Consider the following 20965-nt stretch of genomic DNA (forward strand, 5'->3'; position numbering starts at 1 on the left):
TCTTTCAAACAAAAAACGCCTTTTGCAGTAGTCTGCAAAAGGCGTTTCCTCTACATATTACTCTTTAGCCGCTTAAGAATTCGTTCATAATCGTCTCGATCAATTCCTGGGGCAAATTGCTCTGGTACCGCTGGTAAGTCCGGTGGTGGAGCTCCCTTAGGCATACCATCAATGACGATTAATTGTTCACCTGTTTCAGGATTCGGTCCTTTCCAAATTTGCTTCATATCTAAATATTCTTTTTCTCCCCATGTATAAAGGACATTATAGAGTCCTTGGTCCATAAACTTCTTTGCATAATCAAACTTATTGTTACTTAAATCAGGTACGGGCAGCATCTTCCCTACTTCCACGCCTGTTGCGACTTCAAGTGCTTTGGCATACGCAATAATATGGGTTCCGCCGCGGACTAACAGATAACCAATCATTTCTCTTGCTACAGGATGGTCTGTCATTTCATAGACTCGCATTTTATGTGTTCGAGCCCCAATTTCTAATAAATAATTGGCAAGTAAATCGGAAACGAGATTTCCAGAATTATTGACGAATTCCCCGTTCCAAGGTCTGCCCATCGCATCACCAGGGTATGCTGTTTGAGCTGTAGCGGTAAAATGAAGCGGGTAATTGGAATGCTTCCCATTTTGCAGTGGTGCAATGTCTGGATCTCCCGGAAACGTATTTCCATATGAAAGTAGATTAATTGCAGTGGCTACTAATTCAACATGGCCGAATTCTTCTGCTGTAATACTGGCAATGATGTCATAGAAGGGTTTGAAATTTTTCCTGTCACGAAAATTGAACGATTGAAACATATAATTGTTCAATGTAGACATTTCTCCGAATTTGCCGCCCATTAAATCCTGAACGGCTGCGGCCGCTTTCATGTCGCCGTGTTTAGGCATTGGCAATTCTATAGCAATTCGATTAACACGCTTAATCATAACTTCCCTCCCCAAATAGTAACCGGAAACTAGTTCCATACATATGCAGGGGAAATTATGACTATGACTAATTTAACTTGGCGAAACCCAAACAATTTGCTGTGTTCTAATAAAAAATGGCGATCCACCCATATTGACTACAATATGATCTGGTTTAACATCCTATTACATATGAAGCACCGCTATTTACCGATGACCGAACAAGATAAAACGGAGATGCTGGCTGCAATAGGCGTGACAACCGTAGATGAATTATTTAGTGATATTCCCGAAAAGGTTCGCTTTAAAGGCGAGTATAAGATCAAGCCAGCTAAATCTGAATCCGCTTTATTGAAGGAGTTAAGCACTCTTGCTGCTAAAAATGCTGATTTAATACAGTATACATCGTTTTTAGGTGCAGGTGTGTATGATCATTATGCTCCGATTATTGTTGATCATGTCATTTCCCGTTCAGAGTTTTATACAGCATATACGCCTTACCAGCCAGAAATCTCTCAGGGGGAGCTGCAAGCAATCTTTGAATTTCAAAGTATGATCTGTGAATTAACAGGTATGGATGTAGCAAACTCGTCCATGTACGACGGTGGGACAGCGCTTGCGGAAGCAGCTATGCTAAGCGTTGGTCATACGAGAAGGCAGAAGCTTCTTGTTTCTACGACTGTGCATCCGGAGTCAAGAGAGGTGATTGCGGCCTATGCGTTGGGACGAAATGTTGAGGTCGTAGAAATTCCGCACACAAATGGGACCACAGACCTCGATGAGTTAAAGAATTTGATGAGTGAAGACGTGGCTGGAGTGATCGTCCAATATCCAAACTTCTTTGGAAGAATTGAACTCCTTAAGGAAATTGAACAGGTGGTACATGAACAGAAAGCCATGATGATTGTATCGAGCAATCCACTGGCGCTTGGTGTGTTAACACCGCCAGGGAAACTAGGTGCGGATATTGTAGCAGGTGATGCACAGCCGTTTGGAATAGCAACAGCCTTTGGCGGACCGCATTGCGGATATTTTGCCGTTACCAATAAGCTGCTGCGAAAAGTACCTGGGCGTCTTGTCGGGCAAACCGTTGATGAAAATGGAAAACGAGGGTTTGTTTTGACCCTTCAAGCACGTGAGCAGCATATTCGTCGTGATAAGGCGACCTCTAATATTTGTTCAAACCAAGCATTAAATGCCCTGGCTGCCTCTGTAGCAATGACCGCTTTAGGGAAAAATGGTGTTAAAGAAATGGCCATGCAGAATATCCAAAAGGCTCATTATGCAAAAAAAGCGTTACAAAAAAAGGGAATCGATATCGTTTTTGATGGTGCTTCATTTAATGAATTCGTCATAAAACTTCCTGTGCCGTTTAAACAATGTAATGATGCTCTTTTTGAAAAAGGAATGATCGGCGGGTTAGACTTAGGCCGTTTTTATCCGGAATTAACGGATCATATGTTAGTCGCAGTGACGGAGCTGCGGACGAAAGAAGAAATAGACACCTTTGCAGCAGAAGTGGGGGAAATGTAATGAATAACCAAGATCAAGCGTTAATCTTTGAAATCAGTACGCCCGGCCGCATCGGTTACAGCCTGCCGGAAATAGAAATTGAAGAAATAGCACTTACCGAGCTTCTGCCAGATGATTATATACGTGAGGAAGCTGCAGAGCTGCCTGAGGTTAGCGAACTGGATATTATGCGTCACTATACCGCTCTTTCAAAACGGAATCATGGAGTGGACTCAGGCTTTTATCCGCTAGGCTCTTGTACCATGAAATACAATCCGAAAATTAATGAAAACGTCGCTCGGATCAATGGCTTTGCTCATATCCATCCTTATCAAGATGAAAACACTGTTCAAGGAGCTCTTGGACTAATGTACGATTTACAAGAGCATTTAATCGAAATTACGGGAATGGATCAAGTAACGCTTCAACCTGCTGCAGGTGCTCATGGCGAGTGGACAGGATTGATGATGATTCGAGCGTATCATGAAAGCAATGGGGATATGCAGCGTACGAAGGTTATTGTCCCAGATTCAGCGCATGGTACGAATCCAGCTTCCGCGACTGTTGCTGGATTTGAAACAGTTACCGTCAAATCGAATGAACATGGACTGGTCGATATTGATGACTTGAAACGAGTTGTTGGGGATGACACAGCTGCATTAATGCTGACCAATCCAAATACACTAGGACTCTTTGAAGAAAATATTCTTGAAATGGCTGAAGTGATCCATCAAGCTGGCGGGAAGCTTTACTATGACGGAGCCAATCTTAATGCGGTTCTATCTAAAGCAAGACCAGGAGATATGGGCTTTGATGTTGTCCATTTAAATCTTCATAAAACGTTTACTGGCCCGCACGGCGGCGGAGGACCTGGATCTGGTCCTGTGGGCGTGAAAAACGAGTTAATCCGTTTTCTGCCAAAACCTATTGTTTCAGAAAAAGAGGGAAGATATTTTCTTGATTATGACCGTCCAGAATCAATCGGCCGTGTTAAACCGTATTATGGGAATTTCGGCATAAATGTAAGGGCATATACCTATATTCGTTCTATGGGTCCGGATGGTTTAAAGGCTGTCACGGAAAACGCGGTCATCAACGCTAACTACATGATGCGCAGGCTATCAGCGTACTATGATTTACCGTACGACCGGCACTGTAAGCATGAATTTGTCTTAAGCGGCAGACGCCAGAAAAAGCTTGGCGTTCGAACCCTAGATATCGCTAAGAGACTGCTGGATTTCGGCTATCACCCGCCGACTATCTATTTCCCATTAAATGTGGAGGAAGCCATGATGATTGAGCCGACAGAAACGGAATCAAAAGAAACCCTCGATGCGTTTATTGATGCGATGATTCAGATTGCTAAAGAAACGGAAGACAATCCTGAAATTGTTCAAGAAGCACCGCATACAACGGTTATTAAACGCTTAGATGAGACACTGGCGGCTAGAAAACCAGTCTTGCGTTTTCAAAAACAGTAAGCTGAAAAAAGCAGTGGAAAATCCACTGCTTTTATTTTTTAAAAGCTGTTAAAAAAGGGGAGAGAATATGAATCAATCACTAATCTTCGATATGGACGGGACGCTTTTTCAGACGGATAAAATTTTAGAAGTATCACTTGACGATACGTTTAACTATTTACGGTCTTTAGATCAATGGGAGGCAGTAACCCCTATTGATAAATACCGCGAGATCATGGGTGTACCTTTGCCAAAGGTATGGGAAGCTTTGTTACCAAATCACGACACTGAGATAAGAGATAAAATGAATGACCACTTTCTTATAAGATTAGTGGAGAATATAAGAAGCGGAAAAGGTGCAATCTATCCGAATGTAGAAGAAATTTTTGAGTATTTAAAAGAGAAGGGTTGTTCCATTTATATAGCAAGCAATGGATTAATCGAATATCTTGATGCAATTGTAACCTACTATCAGTTGGACAAATGGGTAACTGAAACATTTAGTATTCAACAGATACAAACATTGGATAAAGCTGATTTAGTCAAGATGATCAGCCAAAAATATAAGATAAATAAAGCCGCAGTAGTTGGAGATCGTCTATCTGATATAAATGCAGCTAAAGAAAATGGGTTCGTTTCAATAGGATGTAATTTTGATTTTGCACGAGAAGAAGAACTTGCTGAGGCAGATTTTGTAATTGATAATTTATTAGAGCTAAAAGAATTAATCCATCATGTAAGATAAAAAAAGAATCCACAGAAGTGTGGATTCTTATTTGCCGGACTTCATTTTGCCTGTCCATTGCTTAAAGCCGCCTTTAAGCTGATACAATTCACGGTATCCTTGACGGTGTAACATTTGGGCTGCACGGCCGCTTCGCATACCGCTTTGGCAATATAAGTAAACGGGTTTGTCTTTACGCAGTTCCTGTTGGCGGGTTTTTAGCTGGGTCAACGGAATGTTTCTTGCTCCAAGGATATGACCTGCTTCAAACTCATTACCTTCCCGTACATCGATAAGCTGCGCTTTACGGTACCCTTCAACAAACTCTTCTTGGGTAAGTGTTTTGACTTGACGCTTTTGACTGACAAAATTGAATACGGAATATCCAATGATGGCAATAAGAATAATGATAGTTACATACCAACTCACAGATAATGAACCCCTTTCATGATGAAACAATTGTTCAACCTATATTATATAATTGTCCAAGGAGATAATCAAAAAGAATTTATCTGCTTGGTCCCCTCATATTTGTTCCGAATCGGTTTCCTTTTTTTATTCAGCAATATTTGTTAAACTACTGAAGATTAAATCCTTGGTAAAGTAGGTTTGTTATGAAAAATAATACTTGGGCATTTATTGATTCGGGAGCTTGTTCACCAAGCTACAATATGGCACTTGATGAAGCACTTCTTAATTGGCATAGTGAGGGCAGTATCCCTCCAATTATTCGGTTTTATACTTGGGAACCGGCTACTTTGTCTATTGGGTATTTTCAGCGTGCTGAAAAAGAAATTAATTTAAAAGAAGTCAGCAAACGCGGTCTTGGCTTTGTGCGAAGACCCACAGGCGGCAGAGCGGTTTTACATGAACATGAGTTAACGTATAGTGTCATCGTGACAGAAGAGTACCCCGATATGCCTAAGAATGTTACAGAAGCCTACCGGGTTATTTCTGAAGGAATATTAAAAGGATTTCAAAATTTAGGGATGGAAGCCTATTTTGCAGTCCCTCAGACCGAGATTGAGTTACAGGCGTTAAAGGCACCGCAATCGGCAGTCTGTTTTGATGCTTCCAGCTGGTATGAGCTTGTTGTTGAAGGGCGAAAGGTAGCTGGAAGTGCTCAAACGAGACAAAAAGGCGTCATTCTCCAACATGGCTCGATTTTAATGGAGCTGGAGGAAGAAAAGCTCTTTAGTTTATTCAATTTCACAAATGAGCAAGACAAAGCGCGAATGATGGAGAAGTTTAACAATAAAGCGGTCGCAATGAATGATATTGCCGATAGAAAAATATCTCTTATCGAAGCTAAGGCAGCCTTTAAAGCTGGATTTGCTGAAGGCTTAGGCGTGAAGCTTGTTTCCTATCAGCTTACCGAGGAGCAGGATAAAGAAGTGAAACGACTGGCAAAAGAGAAATATCAATCAGATGATTGGAATTTTATGAGATAAAGCAGACGGTTGGCTAAAGCTGGACAACAGTTCAGTATAAGACTGCCGTTGCTTTTTTTTCTGTTGACTACTGCCTGTCTCTAACAGGAGAAAAGCAGAAAAGCAAGTAGTTAAAAGATATTTATTTTTTTTGCACTTTTTTTTCATTATGATCCTTTCCTTTGGTATGAAAGGATTGACCTGACTCTGAAATAATGCAAGCCTTAAAATGATTGAAATTCGCCAAAAAACGAAAGAAATTCGATAATATTCTCGCTTTTTCTTATTAATTTATGTACTTTGTTGTTTGACAAAAAAAATCTATGTCCGAAGTCCACACAAGATGTAGTGGTTGTAGAAATATTTCGTATACTATATGTTGATTAAAAGAGTTTTGTATGATAAATTGAGGGTACTTACTAAACGTAGAAGCGACTAATGAATTTACGTATAGATATCGAGCGTAAGAAAGTAGATAAAAGTCGATATTTTGATAAAAGGAGAGGGAAACATGTCCGTTGTTGTACAAAAAGAAATAAGCCTGAATGTAGAAAGTTTAAATAAGGATATTTCACTATTTCCTCAGGTCCATCCAATTACCCCAGAAATGAATATGACTCATAAAGGTGTTTCAAGACTAGTCATGATCGACCGTTACTCGTTTAAAGATACAGAAAAAATTACGCTCTCTATTGGTGATTTTGTCGTTTTAACCATTAAGGAAGATCCGAAATTCCCAGCAAGAGGCCTTGGATACATTGTAAATATTGATTGGGAAAGCAAACGTGCACAGGTATTAGTGGAAAAAGAATTCCTCGGCGCATTAGATACGCAAGAGGAGTTAGAAACGGGAATCGTTAACCGTCCGCTTGATGTTATTGAAAAACCGCTTGAAATTTACTATGAACAAATTGCCAAAAGAAATGCAACAGGACTAGCCTCTGTTGAAACGACAGAAGAAAAGCGTCAAGAATGGTTTGAAAAGTTTTATCGTGAACTTGCGGACTTGAACTTTGTTCCTGCTGGAAGGGTTCTGTACGGGGCTGGTGCAGAAACGGATGTTACGTATTTTAATTGTTACGTTATGCCTTTCGTAGCTGATTCAAGAGAAGGAATCTCTGAACACCGTAAACAAGTCATGGAAATTATGAGCCGCGGAGGCGGTGTTGGCACAAACGGGTCAACGCTCCGTCCAAGGAATACACTGGCTAAAGGTGTTAATGGTAAATCTTCCGGGTCTGTTTCATGGCTCGATGATATTGCTAAGCTGACACACCTAGTGGAACAAGGCGGCAGCCGTCGTGGAGCACAAATGATTATGCTGACGGATTGGCATCCTGATATTGCTGAGTTCATCATTTCTAAAATGCAAAATCCACGTATTCTTCGTTTCTTAGTGGCGAATACAAAAGATCCAAAGATCAAAAAGCATGCGAGCGATAAATTGAAATTTACGCCGCTGACTGAACAAGAAGAAGCTATGTATCAAGGAATCTTAAACTACAAACAAATTCCAGGGTTGGGCGGATTTAATGAAAAAATCATTAATGATGCACAAGAACGTTTAGACACTGGCGGTACTTATACAGTTCATAATCCGGATTTCCTGACAGGAGCTAATATTTCAATCTGTCTGACAAAGGAATTCATGGAAGCTGTCGAAAAGGACGGGAAGTATGATCTTCGTTTCCCAGATGTAGAATCCTACGATGCTGAAGAAATGAAGATTTATAATGAAGAATGGCATAAAATCGGTGATGTTCGTGAATGGGAAAAACTCGGCCATAAAGTCCGTGTATACCGTACAATCAAAGCTAAAGAACTTTGGAACTTAATTAATATTTGTGCGACCTATTCAGCTGAGCCTGGTATTTTCTTTATTGATAATGCGAATGACATGACGAATGCGAAAGCATATGGTCAGCAAGTAGTGGCAACAAACCCTTGTGGAGAACAGCCTCTAGCACCTTATTCGGTGTGTAATCTTGCAGCGGTCAATCTTGCAGAAATGGCTGACAAAGAGAGTAAAACTGTGAACTTTGAGAAGTTGAAACAAACGGTTGAGGTTGGGGTCAGGATGCAGGATAATGTCATCGATGCCACACCATACTTCTTAGCAGAAAACAAACACCAAGCATTAGGAGAACGCCGTGTTGGACTAGGTGTAATGGGCCTTCACGATCTGCTTATTTATTGTGAAACAGAATATGGTTCTGAAGCAGGCAATATGCTGGTAGATAAAGTATTTGAAACGATAGCTGAAACAGCGTACCGGACATCTGTTAAGCTTGCAGAAGAAAAGGGTAGTTTCCCGTTCTTGACAAGTGAAAGTGATACGGAAGAAGCAGAGCTGCGTAATCGTTTTATCAATACAGGCTTTATGAAAAAAATGCCTGAAGATATCCGTGACAGCATTCTTGAACATGGAATTCGAAACTCACATTTATTGACGGTTGCACCTACAGGCAGTACCGGAACAATGGTTGGTGTTTCAACAGGTCTTGAGCCATACTTCTCCTTTACGTATTTCCGCAGCGGTCGCTTAGGGAAATTCATTGAAGTGAAAGCAGATATTGTTCAAGAATATTTGGATCAACATCCTGAAGCAGATCCTAATAAGCTTCCTGAATGGTTCGTATCTTCAATGGAATTATCACCTGAAGCACATGCTGATGTTCAATGTATCATCCAACGCTGGATTGACAGCTCTATTAGTAAAACGGTTAATGCACCAAAGGGCTATACCGTAGAACAAGTTGAACAGGTATACCAGCGTCTATACAAAGGCGGAGCGAAAGGCGGTACTGTCTATGTTGATGGCAGCCGTGACAGTCAGGTTCTGACGTTAAAAGCAGAAGAAAATGTCTTCTCTGATACAAAGGAAGAAACTGTGGTTGAAGAAAAGAAAAAAGTTGTCCTTGTCGATACGATTAATGAATTACGTTCTACAAATGTGACAATTGGTTCTGAAGTCGGCAATACCTGCCCAGTCTGCCGCAAAGGCGAGATTAAAGAAATGGGCGGCTGTAATACATGTACAAACTGCGGCGCGCAGCTTAAATGCGGCTTGTAAAATAAAGAGTACACAGAAAAATCCTCCGGAAACTCCGGGGGATTTTTTTGTTGTGACTCTTTTTAGATAGATGTGAGTGTTCAGGACATGATAAGGAAAGCGGCAAATTAACGTGTCTAGTCATGCACTTACTTTAAACAGTTGGATGATACATAACAATAAAAAAATGAAAAAACTAGATCTATATATCTTGGATTTTTAACATTAGGATGGATTGGAGAAATGTAATGAAACCCTTTAGCCCGCAATTAGTTTATATTGAGCCCCGTGCTCTCGAGTACCCGCTTGGTCGTGAATTAAAGGAAAAATTTGAACAATTAGGAGTAGAGATCAGGCAGACGACGTCACACAATCAGATTCGAGACCTTCCAGGTGACAATGATTTTCAAAAATATCGAGTTGCCAAATCAACACTTGTCGTTGGAATAAGAAAAACCTTGAAGTTTGATACCTCAAAGCCTTCTGCAGAATATGCAATCCCGCTTGCGACAGGCTGTATGGGACATTGTCATTACTGTTATCTGCAAACAACACTTGGGTCGAAGCCTTATATTCGGACTTACGTCAACTTAGATGAAATCTTTGCAGCCGCTCAAGGTTATATTGATGAGCGGAAACCGGAAATCACCCGATTTGAGGCAGCGTGTACATCAGATATCGTTGGAATTGACCATTTAACACATTCACTTAAAAAAACGATTGAGTTTATTGGTCAAACGGAATACGGCCAGCTACGTTTTGTGACCAAGTTTCATCATGTCGATCATTTACTTGATGCGAAGCATAATGGGAAGACACGTTTTCGGTTTAGTATTAATTCACGATACGTCATTAAAAACTTTGAACCGGGAACATCCAGCTTTGAAGAAAGAATGGAGGCTGCATGTAAAGTTGCTAAGGCGGGTTATCCGCTTGGCTTTATCGTGGCGCCTATCTACAGGCATGATGATTGGCAGGCAGGTTACAGAGAGCTCTTTGAACGGCTTTCAGCTGCGTTAGAAGGAGTAGAGACACCAGGTTTAACCTTTGAGTTAATTCAGCATCGGTTCACAGGCCCGGCCAAAAAGGTCATTGAAAAAAATTATCCGAAATCAAAACTTCAACTAGATGAATCAAAACGGAAATATAAATGGGGCCGGTACGGGATCGGGAAGTATGTCTATAAAACGGAAGAAGCAGCGGAATTAGAGACCGTTATAAGAGGGTATGTGAAGGAATACTTCCCAGATGCAGTGGTTCAGTATTTTACGTAAAAAATTTAAAAAGTCATAATCATCCTTTACCTTGATTAAATTGTAATAGAACCCGAAATGGGGAGGGCAAGGAATGATTATTGATGGAGTGTTTTCAGGAGGAGGTATAAAGGGCTTTGCTATGGTGGGAGCTCTTCAGGTATTAGAGGATCGAGGGTTTGTACTCAATCAGACAGCAGGAACGAGTGCAGGATCCATTGTGGCCGCTTTTATTGCTGCGGGCTATTCAGGGAAAGATATCCAAAGTATGCTTTCAACCGTTAATATGAATCATTTACTTGATAAACGAAATTTTCTTAAAATACCATTTGCTGAATGGCTCTTATTGTACTGGAAGCTTGGTTTATATAAGGGAGAAGCACTCGAACACTGGGTTTCGGAAATGCTGTCTAAAAAAGGATTAGTTACTTTTGGAGATATGCCGCCGCAATCGCTAAGAATTATCACATCTGATATTACAAATGGCAGGCTGGTTGTTCTGCCTGACGATTTACCCAAATATGGCATCAACCCTCAGTCATTTCCTATTGCAAAAGCTGTACGAATGAGCTGCAGTATCCCTTATTTTTTTGAACCGGTTAAATTGAAAATAAACAAAGTAGATACCCTCTTTGTGGATGGAGGAGTGCTTAGTAATTTTCCTATGTGGTTGTTTGAATCCGAACATATTAGAAAAGCTCGTCCCGTAATCGGGTTGAAATTTACGAGTGATACAGACTTGAATCGGGTGGGAACGATTGATAATGCGATAGAGATGTTTGGTGCTCTTTTTAAAACCATGAAGGATGCCCATGATTCCCGGCATATTTCAAAAAAACTTGCTAAAAATATTATGTTTATCCCAATGAAAGATGTTTCAGGGACAGACTTTATGCTGACAGAGCAGAGAAAAGAAGAGCTCATTGAACGTGGAAGAGAATTTGCTTACACATTCCTAAAAACTTGGACATATTAAAACGAGCCCGCTTTCGGTTCGGCGGGCTCTATCTAACAGGTATAAAAAATAAAAAAGGACTGACAAGGTGTCTCGTCAGCCTGGACCCTTTAGAAAAGAGCCCGATTTTTCTTTTTATTTTTTTTCCCTCAATAACCGTTAGATGAATGTCAGATTTTTTTCGTGGTTTAATCGTTTTCTTTGATTTAGCAACAGAAAAACTAGCTATATTATCGCGGCTGTTACTGCCTGATCTTTGTTTTAGCCGTTTTTTAGATCTTTTGGCTGCTTTTAAAAATGCACGCTGCTCTCTTTTTTCAGGCTTACCCTTTGTTAACCGCTTATAGATAACGTAAACAATTCCTGCTGTAATCGCCATGATAAAAACCTGTTTGAATAACTGCCCTGGGCTATAAATAATACGGCTGACTAAGCCAATAAGTCCAAGAACCACTATTCCATAGACAATATATGATGAAATTGAACGATTCAACAAAGACACCTCCTTAAGAGCATTTTATACAGTTTTACATCATTTTAAACAAAAACCAAAAAATAAACTTCTTACCATTCACCTACACAATCTCCGCTGTTGTTAAACCTTCTTCCGTTTCTTTTTCCATTCTAAGCAGTTCGTTAAAGGAAGCCAGTGCAACCTCCACTTGATCATCTGCAGGTTCTTTTGTTGTTAAAAGCTGCAGCCATAGACCAGGGTATCCTAATAAACGAAGAACAGGAATATTTCTGACTAGGTTCGTTACTTGAAGCACTTCAAAAGCAATGCCGAGAACAACAGGTATAAGCATCAGCCGGTTGACAACACGTGACCATAGGGGCTCGGTAGGTACAAGCATATACACAAAGACACCAACAAACACTGTGAATAGAATAAAACTGCTGCCGCAGCGGTAATGAAGTCTTGATGCAGATTGAACATTTTCTACGGTAAGCGGCTTACCACTTTCAAAGCAGTTAATTACTTTATGCTCTGCACCATGATATTGGAATACTCGTTTTATCATGGGTGTGAGTGAAACAAAGTAAATATAGCATAGCAGTAAAATTAATTTAAATAATCCTTCGATAAGAATTTGAGATAGATCGCTCTTAAAGATTGGACGTGTCGTCTCAGCTAGAAAGAGAGGAATCAAGGTGAAGAGAGTTTTCCCGAAAAGGAAGGAAAGTACACCAATAACCGCGACACCCAGCCACATACTAATCTTCGAAGGCTGTTTTTCTTCCTTTTTTTCTTCATTTTCTTCAAATTGCTCCGCGGAGAAATTCAAATGTTTTGATCCGGTCCCGCTTGAGTTTAAAAGAGCCACAATCCCACGAATAAATGGAATTTTCTTTAATTTTTTCATAATCGGCTTTTGCTCGCGAGGCAGTCGGAAATAATCGATTGTTTGATCCTTGCGGCGTACTGCAGTAACTGTGTGATACTTCCCGCCGAACATTACGCCTTCGACCACTGCTTGCCCTCCGTACACCGGCTTTTGAGTATCGGACATTTCTACACCAACTTATACTAGAATTTTCACTCAGGATTGTTGCTTGTTTCTGCGCCTTAAGTGTATATACCTATCATACAAAAAAATACTGAAAACCTCTAGCAAATCTAATGATTACTTAAATAATATTCCAATTTAAGTAAGGGCATGATAAAAAGGGAGGTGAATTATGTGTCAACAAAAAATGAACAAGGTATCCATTCCGAACAGGACCCGCCTATTATAAAGTATGTTGTGATCATTGGTTTATTTGGAGGATTGCTCTGGAGCCTCGTGGGCTTTGGCTTTACATTTTTGAATTTTATGGATGTTAGTCCTCGGTTTATTTTAACTTCCTGGTTCGACAGCAAGTGGATCAATAAAGTGCTGGGTATCTTCATTTCGGTCATTATTTACTGTTGTTTATCTGTTCTGTTTGCCTTGCTTTATTATGGTGTAATGAGAAAAATAAAAAGTATTTTTGGCGGCATTATTTTCGGGATCCTTTTATGGCTGCTGCTATTTGGACTGATATCACCGATGTTTTCTGATTTACCCTCGTTTGCCCAAATGAATTTCAATACTGGATTTTCAAGCTTTTGTTTATTGCTTTTATATGGTGTGTTTATAGGCGTTTCTGTGTCCTATGAATATCAAGAATTACAACTCCAAAAAAAAGACAGCAATCACAATCGAATGCCCGCTTCTAACGGTTAAAAAATATAGTATGAAAATTTTGATATATGATAGAATGTTCTTGTTGAACATTCTATTTTTTAGGTGAGCAGGTGAGACATATGAGCAAGCTATTATTGATAAACGGACCCAATTTAAATCGTTTGGGGAAAAGGGAGCCTGTCCATTATGGCAGGACAACACTCCCAGAACTGGAACTCAGCTTGGTGGAGAAAGCCCGGAACCTTCAGACTGAATTAATCTGTTTCCAATCCAATCATGAAGGGGCAATCATTGATAAGCTGCACTGGGCAGAAGATGAGGGCGTGAAAGGAGTAATTATTAATCCTGGAGCCTTCACACATTATAGTTACGCCATCCGAGATGCTGTTGCTGGGATTGAGCTTCCAGTTATAGAGGTTCATATTTCTAACATTCATGCTCGAGAAAGTTTTCGTCATGTATCGGTCATTGCACCTGTATGTGCAGGTCAAGTTGTTGGGCTGGGGATTGAAGGATACGGCCTTGCTTTAGATGCTTTAGTGAACATTGTAAAGGGGAGATTAGAGTCATGATAAAATTAGAACAGTTCCGTGCGGCAATGGAAAAAGCCGGAGTAGATGGGTGTTTACTAACAAATACATATAATATTCGCTACATGTCGAATTTCACAGGGAGTTCAGGCGTTGTTTTGATTTCTCATACAGAAGCAAAATTCATTACTGATTTCCGTTATATGGAGCAGGCAGCCAAGCAAACGGTTGGATATGAGATTGTTAAGCATAAGGGCAGCGTGGTGGCTGCTGTTGCCGAACAAGCCAAGGCAATGGGGATTAAGAAGCTTGGCTTTGAGCAGGATCAGGTAACTTATTCCTATTATAAAGCGTTGGAAAGCGTATTCTTAGGTGAATTGACTCCTGTATCGGGTCTGACTGAGAAATTACGCTTGATTAAGACACCTGCAGAGATTAAGATATTAAAGGACGCTGCCGAGATTGCCGACGCAGCATTTGCGCATATTGTTACCTTCATTCGCCCGGGTTTAACCGAGCTTGAAATTTCAAATGAGCTTGAATTCTTTATGAGGAGACAAGGAGCGACTTCCTCTTCATTCGATACCATCGTCGCTTCTGGGAAACGTTCTGCTCTTCCACATGGTGTTGCGACAAGTAAAGTCATTGAAAATGGTGACTTTGTAACCCTGGATTATGGTGCCTACTATAATGGGTATGTATCTGATATAACCAGAACGCTTGCAGTGGGCCAGCCATCAGATGAATTGAAAAAGATTTATCAAATTGTTCTAGAGGCTCAATTAACAGGCATGTCTGGCATTAAGCCTGGGATGACTGGTAAAGAAGCGGACGCTCTAACGAGAGATATTATCGTGGGTCACGGCTACGGTCCTTATTTCGGTCATTCGACTGGTCATGGAATTGGACTTGAAGTCCATGAAGAGCCTGGGCTATCTGCTAAATCGGATGTCATCCTAATGCCAGGTATGGCAGTAACGGTAGAACCAGGTATTTATCTGCCTGAAATTGGCGGTGTACGTATCGAAGATGATACACTTATCACTAAAGAAGGCAACGAAGCATTAACACATTCACCAAAGGAACTACTTATTTTGTAAAGATGTAGGAGGAAATAATATGATTTCTGTAAATGATTTTAAAACCAACCTAACAATCGAAGTGGATAACGCCATTTGGCAAGTTATTGAATTCCAACATGTTAAACCTGGTAAAGGTGCAGCATTTGTGCGTTCTAAACTTCGTAATATTCGTACTGGTGCGATCCAGGAAAAAACGTTCCGTGCCGGTGAGAAAGTAGCTAAAGCACATATCGAAAACCGCAAAATGCAATATTTATATGCAAGCGGCGATAATCATGTATTCATGGATAATGAAACATATGACCAAATTGAACTTCCAGGAGATTCAATTAAAAACGAACTAAGATTCCTAAAAGAAAACATGGAAGTACATGTTATGTCATTCCAAAGTGAAACATTAGGGGTTGCTCTTCCAAATACAGTTGTTCTTGAAGTAACTGAAACAGAACCAGGTATTAAGGGTGATACGTCTTCAGGCGGTACAAAATCTGCAACGCTTGAAACAGGTCTTTCTGTTCAAGTTCCATTCTTCATTAACGAAGGTGACAAATTAATTATTAATACGAGTGAAGCTTCTTACGTTTCTCGCGCATAAATTTGTTGATAAAAAACCGGACTCATCTAAGGGATCTGGTCAGACTGTAGACAAACTCGGGTGGAAATCGAGTTTGTCTACAGTCTTCTTTTTTACTTTTTAAAATGCGGCTGTTGATTGCAGTGAAAGGCGTTTCGCTTTCCGCGGGCGGGCGGTGAGCCGCATCAATGCTTACGCTCCTGCGGGGTCTCACCTGTCCCGCTGTTCCCGCAGGAGTCTTCACGCCATCACTCCAATCAACAGTCTTTCTAAATTTTTTTAGTCCGAAGTTCAAATGGAAACACGCGTTACCAAAGAGCAGATTTAGGAGGAAATCAATTCAAATCGGGGGAATTACGAAGAAAACTCTTTCCAATAAATCCGTTCGAACAGGATGAATTAAAATTATTAAGTAGAACATAAGTAATCCTGAAAGCAGATACAATGTTAAAGATGAAAAACAGTACTAATTAGAGACTTAGTTGACTTGATAAGCAGGGAAAATTTCATGAAATGTGTTAAAAATGACAAAAGAGGTACGGAATGAACCATTTCGCACAGTCTTTTGTCTACAAACTGACCGGACTCCTTTAAGGGGTCCGGTTTTTTTTGTGTCTTTTGCTTTAGTTTCTCGTAAATTTATCACGGTTATTTACCCACAAGTGCCGAAAGCTTGTCATAAAGTAGCATAGGAGGCATACATTTTAACTAATGAATCATAGCAAATAGGAGGTTTCGTGGAATGGAGACGGTCATATCCTTTTTGCCCAAAAAACTTCAGGAGCAGTTTCGCAGAATTCCCGAAGCTTTAACAGCCCAAATTGAGGAGCTGCGCGTTCGAGTAGGACGACCACTGGAAATCATGGTTGCAGGAGAGCCTGCATTTTTACCATATACGGCAGATTCTGAGGATGCCCAGCAGCTTCTTAATCACTTAAGTCATTTTTCCCTCTATACCGTTGAAGAGGAATTAAGACGAGGATATATAACAATCAGCGGGGGACATCGTGTAGGGCTGGCAGGGAAAGTGATTCTCGAAAATGGTCGTGTAAAAGCAATACGGGACATTTCTTCGTTCAATATCAGGATTGCCCGGCAGAAAATTGGAGCCGCCGAAAAGCTGATGCCAAGTTTGTATAGTAATGGCTGGCGTCACACAATGATTATTGGGGCGCCGCAGACGGGGAAAACAACGCTGCTTCGAGATATGGCTAGAATCATTTCAACAGGAAGCGAGTCGATGAACATTCCCCCAAAAAAGGTAGGGATAGTTGACGAGCGTTCTGAGATTGCTGGTTGTGTAAATGGTATTCCACAGCTTGAGTTTGGTCCCCGAGTGGATGTGCTCGATGGGTGCCCAAAGGCTGAAGGGATGATGATGTTAATCCGTTCGATGTCTCCGGACGTCCTAGTGGCCGATGAAATTGGGCGGAATGAAGATGCAGATGCTGTATTGGAAGCAGTCAATTCAGGAATAACGATGCTGATTACTACACATGGACATTCATTAGCAGAAGTGAAGAAACGTCCCTTTATTGCGAAAATCCTCGATATGAACATTTTTGAGCGATTCGTCGAGTTAAACCGAGCAGAAGGCTCAAATCGGGTCTATCGAATTATAGATGGTCAGGGGCGAGTAGTAAATAAAGACGAGGTGGGGAATAAGTGATCAAATTGATTGGAGCAGCGATCATTATTCTCGCAACAACCTGGGCAGGTTTTGAGGCAGCGAAGCATCTTGCACTAAGGCCCAAACAGCTGCGTCAAATTAAACTTGCACTACAATCGTTAGAAGCTGAGATTATGTACGGACAAACCCCTCTGCAAGATGCAGCGAGAAAGCTATCCAAGCTAGTACCAATGCCTCTATCCCTATTTTTTGAATCCTTTTCGAGCCTTCTTTCTTCAGGTAATACCACGGTAAAACAAGCGTGGGAGGAAAGCTTGGAGCGAGTTTGGGGATTGATGGCTCTTAAACAGGGAGAGTTTGAAATTCTTGTACAGTTTGGTGAAACATTGGGACGCCATGATCGGCACCATCAGCAAAAACAGATTTTACTTACTTTAACACATCTGGAACGGGAGGAAGCAGAAGCGATTGACCGACAGCTGAAGTATGAAAAGATGATGAAGAGCTTAGGGTTTTTATCCGGTCTGTTATTGACTCTATTGCTGCTATAGGGGGAGATTAGTATGGGGATTGATGTTGATATCATCTTTAAAATAGCGGGTGTTGGGATTGTAGTGGCATTCATTCATACCATTCTAGATCAAGTCGGTAAAAAGGAGTATGCCCAGTGGGTAACACTTTTTGGCTTTATCTATATTTTATTCATGGTAGCCTCTATTATTGAAGATTTATTTCAGAAAATAAAATCAGTCTTTCTATTTCAGTAGGGAGGGATCGGCCATTGAAATAATTAAAATTGCCGGAGTTGCCCTAATTGCTACCTTTCTTGCCTTAATTCTAAAAGAACAGAAACCTAATTTTGCTTTTTTACTAGTTGTCTTTGTAGGGTGTTCCATCTTTCTGTTTTTAGCGGATAAAATCTATGAAATTATAAAAATGCTTGAAAGCCTTGCAGTAAATGCTCATGTCAATATGATGTACATGGAAACGATTTTAAAGATTATCGGTATTGCTTATATTGCAGAATTCGCCTCACAAATAACAAAAGATGCAGGTCAGGGATCAATCGCCTCTAAAATTGAGTTAAGCGGGAAAATCCTTATCCTCGCGATGGCCATTCCAATTTTGACGGTGATCATTGAAACAATTATTCAATTGATACCAAGTTAATTGCGTTTAATGGGGTGAAGAAATGAAGCAATGGATCCTCTATGCATTCCTAGTGGTGCTTGTCCTCTTTTTTGTACAAGCCGACGTTGTAACAGCTGCTGAAAATGATGAAGAAACAATTACGGATGAACTGGTTCAGTCCCAAATAGAACGTATTGGTATAGAAGATATTACAAAGTTCTGGGATGATATTGTCACCGAATACGGCGGTTTTCTACCAGAAAGTCAAAAGGGAAGTTTCATGGATTTCGTCACGGGTGATAAACAATTTTCCTTTTCTGAATGGTTTAAGGGATTAGGAAAATTTGTTTTTCATGAGCTGCTGGTCAACGGAAAGCTGTTGGGATCGCTGATTTTGCTGACGATATTTAGTATGTTTCTACAATCACTGCAAAATGCCTTTGAGCAAAGTTCAATTAGTAAGGTTGCGTATTCAATCGTTTATATGGTGTTAATCATTCTAGCGCTCAACAGCTTTCATGTAGCCATTCAATATACGACGGAGACCATTGATAAGATGATTGCCTTTTTGATGGCCATGATTCCCTTGCTGTTAGCACTCGTTGCTTCTTCGGGTGGGATCATCTCAGCGGCTTTTTTCCATCCAGTACTGATTTTTTTGATGAATACGAGCGGTATTCTGATTCAATACGTCGTCCTGCCAATGCTCTTTTTGTCAGCCATCCTTAATATTGTCAGTACACTTACTGAGCAGTATAAAGTAACCCAGCTTGCCCAGATGCTTCGGAATTGGGCTATTGGTATTCTTGGCGCTTTCATGACTATTTTTTTGGGCGTGATTTCTGTTCAAGGATCAACCTCAGCAGTAGCGGATGGCATTACAATTAGAACGGCTAAGTTTGTGACAGGAAACTTTATACCCGTTATCGGAAGGATGTTTACAGATGCTACGGATACGGTTATTAGTGCCTCGGTCTTATTGAAAAATATGGTGGGGATGGCAGGTGTAGCAGTTCTGCTGTTAATCGTCGTTTTTCCAGCACTGAAGATTTTAACCCTCTCTCTCATTTATAAATTGTCAGCAAGCCTATTACAGCCCTTAGGAGGGGGGCCAGTCATCAAATGTCTTGATATCATCAGTAAGAGTATGATCTATATTTTTGCAGCGCTGGCTATCGTCTCACTGATGTTTTTCCTTAGTGTGACGATCATTATTGCGGCTGGTAATATCACCTTAATGGTCAGATAGGGGGAGAGCTTTTTTGGAATTTATAACGGGCTGGGTTACGAATATTATCCTTTTTGTCCTTCTAGCAACGGTCATTGATATGCTGCTTCCAAGCTCAGCCATGCAAAAGTATGCCAAAATGACAATTGGTTTACTATTAATCGCCGTTATTCTATCTCCAATTCTTGAATTGTTTAACAAAGATTTTGAAGGATTACTGACAGTAGTCACTAAAGATTTTCAAAATGGAGAAGGAAATAATCTTGAAAATTTAACAGAAATAAAGAAAAAAGAAATACAAGCAGAGCAAGATGCATATATTTTAAAAAAAATGGCTGTCCTATTGAAGACAGGTGTCGAAGAGGAGTTGATAGATAAGTATCAAATGGAAATAGCAGAGATTGATATTAAAGGTGAGCAAAAGGGGCAGGCAAGGACACCAAAGGATCTCAATTTACAAAAAATTTCGCTTGTACTTGTTGATGCGAAAGAAAAGAATGAAGCGGTTGAAGCGGTAGCAAAAGTAGAAATAAATACAAAAAGACAAGTTGATCAATCCTCTGAAGCTGAAAGAGTAAAGGGATTTCTTGCAGACAAATGGTCGGTTGATGAGGAAATAATTGAAATAGCCGGGAAAAAGGGGGGCAATGTTGTTGAAAAATGATAAAGGCCCATTAGCATGGATAACCCGCCTTTTAAAGCCAAAAGAAGAGGAAAGCAAGGAAAAGAAACCGCCGATGTATCTGTATGCAGTGGTTGTCCTGCTCCTCGGAACCGGAATTATGATTGCAGGAAACGTTATTAATACCGACCCGCCCCCTTCAACGAATGATACTGCTGAATCAGTTTTTAACCAAAATGAGACGGAGGAAGATGTGGAGGTGTTCGGCAAAAAGGGGAATACAGAGTTTAAAAATTCACGAGATTATGAGGTGTATTTGCAAAATGAAATGAAGGACGCTCTTGAATCGATTGCTGGAGTCGAGGATGTGAAGGTTGTAGTCTATGTCGAGGCATCAGAAAAAAATATCTATGAGAAAAACAAAACTACGCAAAGACAAGTAACAGATGAAACGGATCAAGAAGGTGGTAAACGCACTGTAGAAGATACCTCCGTGGATGAGCAGCTTGTTATCATCAAGAACAGCGATAAAGAAGGGCCGGTAATAGCTGAAACTAGAAAGCCTCAGGTGAGTGGTGTTTTGGTGGTAGCAAAAGGTGCTGACAACATTCAAATCAAAAAATGGATTATTGAAGCAGTGACACGTGCTTTGGATGTACCAAGCCATCGGGTTTCTGTTTTACCCAAAAAATAA

General features: G+C 40.5%; 22 protein-coding genes. 18 read left to right on the plus strand and 4 right to left on the minus strand.

The window, feature by feature from the left end; genetic code table 11:
• Positions 1 to 50: 50 nt before the first annotated feature.
• Positions 51 to 941: a manganese catalase family protein gene (locus tag WYK_RS17065; protein ID WP_040375679.1), complete on the minus strand. Its 891-nt coding sequence runs from the start codon at positions 939 to 941 to the stop codon at positions 51 to 53.
• Between the two features lie 171 nt (positions 942 to 1112).
• On the opposite strand from WYK_RS17065, the gene gcvPA reads away from it, so the two are divergent.
• The 3 genes from gcvPA to WYK_RS17080 all read left to right on the plus strand — a co-directional run bounded on the left by gcvPA (position 1113) and on the right by WYK_RS17080 (position 4637).
• Positions 1113 to 2453 (plus strand): aminomethyl-transferring glycine dehydrogenase subunit GcvPA, encoded by a 1341-nt coding sequence (gcvPA, locus tag WYK_RS17070; protein ID WP_040375699.1) that lies wholly within the window; start codon positions 1113 to 1115, stop codon positions 2451 to 2453.
• The gene (gene gcvPB, locus WYK_RS17075; protein ID WP_040375680.1) at positions 2453 to 3913 is read left to right on the plus strand and encodes an aminomethyl-transferring glycine dehydrogenase subunit GcvPB; all 1461 of its coding nucleotides are present in this window, start codon (positions 2453 to 2455) and stop codon (positions 3911 to 3913) included. The genes gcvPA and gcvPB overlap by 1 nt, the downstream gene beginning before the upstream one ends.
• Positions 3914 to 3980: 67 nt before the next feature.
• Positions 3981 to 4637: an HAD hydrolase-like protein gene (locus WYK_RS17080; RefSeq protein WP_040375681.1), complete on the plus strand. Its 657-nt coding sequence runs from the start codon at positions 3981 to 3983 to the stop codon at positions 4635 to 4637.
• Positions 4638 to 4664: 27 nt separating this feature from the next.
• On the opposite strand, the gene WYK_RS17085 is transcribed toward WYK_RS17080, so the two are convergent.
• Complete coding sequence (locus tag WYK_RS17085; RefSeq protein WP_040375682.1) at positions 4665 to 5045, minus strand: rhodanese-like domain-containing protein; 381 nt, start codon at positions 5043 to 5045, stop codon at positions 4665 to 4667.
• A 185-nt stretch (positions 5046 to 5230) separates the two neighbouring features.
• Between WYK_RS17085 and WYK_RS17090 the strand changes: the two genes are divergently transcribed.
• The 4 genes from WYK_RS17090 to WYK_RS17105 all read left to right on the plus strand — a co-directional run bounded on the left by WYK_RS17090 (position 5231) and on the right by WYK_RS17105 (position 11327).
• On the plus strand, positions 5231 to 6067 hold the full coding sequence (locus WYK_RS17090) for a lipoate--protein ligase family protein (RefSeq protein WP_040375683.1): 837 nt from the start codon (positions 5231 to 5233) through the stop codon (positions 6065 to 6067).
• 490 nt (positions 6068 to 6557) lie between these two features.
• Positions 6558 to 9119 (plus strand): vitamin B12-dependent ribonucleotide reductase, encoded by a 2562-nt coding sequence (locus WYK_RS17095; RefSeq protein WP_040375684.1) that lies wholly within the window; start codon positions 6558 to 6560, stop codon positions 9117 to 9119.
• 227 nt (positions 9120 to 9346) lie between these two features.
• Positions 9347 to 10372, plus strand: coding sequence for a spore photoproduct lyase (gene splB, locus WYK_RS17100; protein ID WP_040375685.1), 1026 nt, complete (start codon positions 9347 to 9349; stop codon positions 10370 to 10372).
• A gap of 73 nt (positions 10373 to 10445) precedes the next feature.
• Positions 10446 to 11327, plus strand: a complete 882-nt coding sequence (locus WYK_RS17105) for a patatin-like phospholipase family protein (protein ID WP_040375686.1) — start codon at positions 10446 to 10448, stop codon at positions 11325 to 11327.
• 28 nt (positions 11328 to 11355) lie between these two features.
• Here the strand turns inward: WYK_RS17105 and WYK_RS17110 are convergent, their stop codons facing one another.
• Positions 11356 to 11799, minus strand: coding sequence for an SA1362 family protein (locus WYK_RS17110; protein ID WP_051387618.1), 444 nt, complete (start codon positions 11797 to 11799; stop codon positions 11356 to 11358).
• Positions 11800 to 11881: 82 nt separating this feature from the next.
• Entirely contained in the window at positions 11882 to 12817 is a 936-nt protein-coding gene (locus WYK_RS17115; protein WP_040375687.1) for a DUF1385 domain-containing protein, read from the minus strand.
• Positions 12818 to 12988: 171 nt separating this feature from the next.
• Between WYK_RS17115 and WYK_RS17120 the strand changes: the two genes are divergently transcribed.
• The 11 genes from WYK_RS17120 (at position 12989) to spoIIIAG (ending at position 20965) form a co-directional block, all read left to right on the plus strand.
• Positions 12989 to 13513 carry a YqhR family membrane protein gene (locus tag WYK_RS17120; protein ID WP_051387620.1) on the plus strand — a complete coding sequence of 175 codons (525 nt, stop codon included), beginning with the start codon at positions 12989 to 12991 and terminating at the stop codon, positions 13511 to 13513.
• A gap of 80 nt (positions 13514 to 13593) precedes the next feature.
• Entirely contained in the window at positions 13594 to 14046 is a 453-nt protein-coding gene (gene aroQ, locus WYK_RS17125) for a type II 3-dehydroquinate dehydratase (protein WP_040375688.1), read from the plus strand.
• On the plus strand, positions 14043 to 15104 hold the full coding sequence (locus WYK_RS17130; protein ID WP_040375689.1) for a M24 family metallopeptidase: 1062 nt from the start codon (positions 14043 to 14045) through the stop codon (positions 15102 to 15104). The genes aroQ and WYK_RS17130 overlap by 4 nt, the downstream gene beginning before the upstream one ends.
• A gap of 19 nt (positions 15105 to 15123) precedes the next feature.
• Positions 15124 to 15681, plus strand: a complete 558-nt coding sequence (efp, locus tag WYK_RS17135; RefSeq protein ID WP_040375690.1) for an elongation factor P — start codon at positions 15124 to 15126, stop codon at positions 15679 to 15681.
• A gap of 721 nt (positions 15682 to 16402) precedes the next feature.
• Complete coding sequence (spoIIIAA, locus tag WYK_RS17140; RefSeq protein ID WP_040375691.1) at positions 16403 to 17329, plus strand: stage III sporulation protein AA; 927 nt, start codon at positions 16403 to 16405, stop codon at positions 17327 to 17329.
• Positions 17326 to 17841 carry a stage III sporulation protein SpoIIIAB gene (spoIIIAB, locus tag WYK_RS17145; protein WP_040375692.1) on the plus strand — a complete coding sequence of 172 codons (516 nt, stop codon included), beginning with the start codon at positions 17326 to 17328 and terminating at the stop codon, positions 17839 to 17841. The genes spoIIIAA and spoIIIAB overlap by 4 nt, the downstream gene beginning before the upstream one ends.
• Before the next feature lie 12 nt (positions 17842 to 17853).
• Positions 17854 to 18057, plus strand: a complete 204-nt coding sequence (gene spoIIIAC, locus WYK_RS17150) for a stage III sporulation protein AC (protein ID WP_040375693.1) — start codon at positions 17854 to 17856, stop codon at positions 18055 to 18057.
• Between the two features lie 13 nt (positions 18058 to 18070).
• Positions 18071 to 18460 carry a stage III sporulation protein AD gene (gene spoIIIAD, locus WYK_RS17155; RefSeq protein ID WP_407951478.1) on the plus strand — a complete coding sequence of 130 codons (390 nt, stop codon included), beginning with the start codon at positions 18071 to 18073 and terminating at the stop codon, positions 18458 to 18460.
• Between the two features lie 22 nt (positions 18461 to 18482).
• On the plus strand, positions 18483 to 19670 hold the full coding sequence (gene spoIIIAE / locus WYK_RS17160; protein WP_040375695.1) for a stage III sporulation protein AE: 1188 nt from the start codon (positions 18483 to 18485) through the stop codon (positions 19668 to 19670).
• Between the two features lie 13 nt (positions 19671 to 19683).
• The gene (spoIIIAF, locus tag WYK_RS17165) at positions 19684 to 20313 is read left to right on the plus strand and encodes a stage III sporulation protein AF (RefSeq protein WP_040375696.1); all 630 of its coding nucleotides are present in this window, start codon (positions 19684 to 19686) and stop codon (positions 20311 to 20313) included.
• Positions 20297 to 20965, plus strand: coding sequence for a stage III sporulation protein AG (gene spoIIIAG, locus WYK_RS17170; protein ID WP_326238933.1), 669 nt, complete (start codon positions 20297 to 20299; stop codon positions 20963 to 20965). Before spoIIIAF ends, spoIIIAG begins: the two co-directional genes overlap by 17 nt.

It is taken from the genome of Peribacillus psychrosaccharolyticus ATCC 23296, from assembly GCF_000305495.1.
GTDB lineage: Bacteria > Bacillota > Bacilli > Bacillales > DSM-1321 > Peribacillus > Peribacillus psychrosaccharolyticus.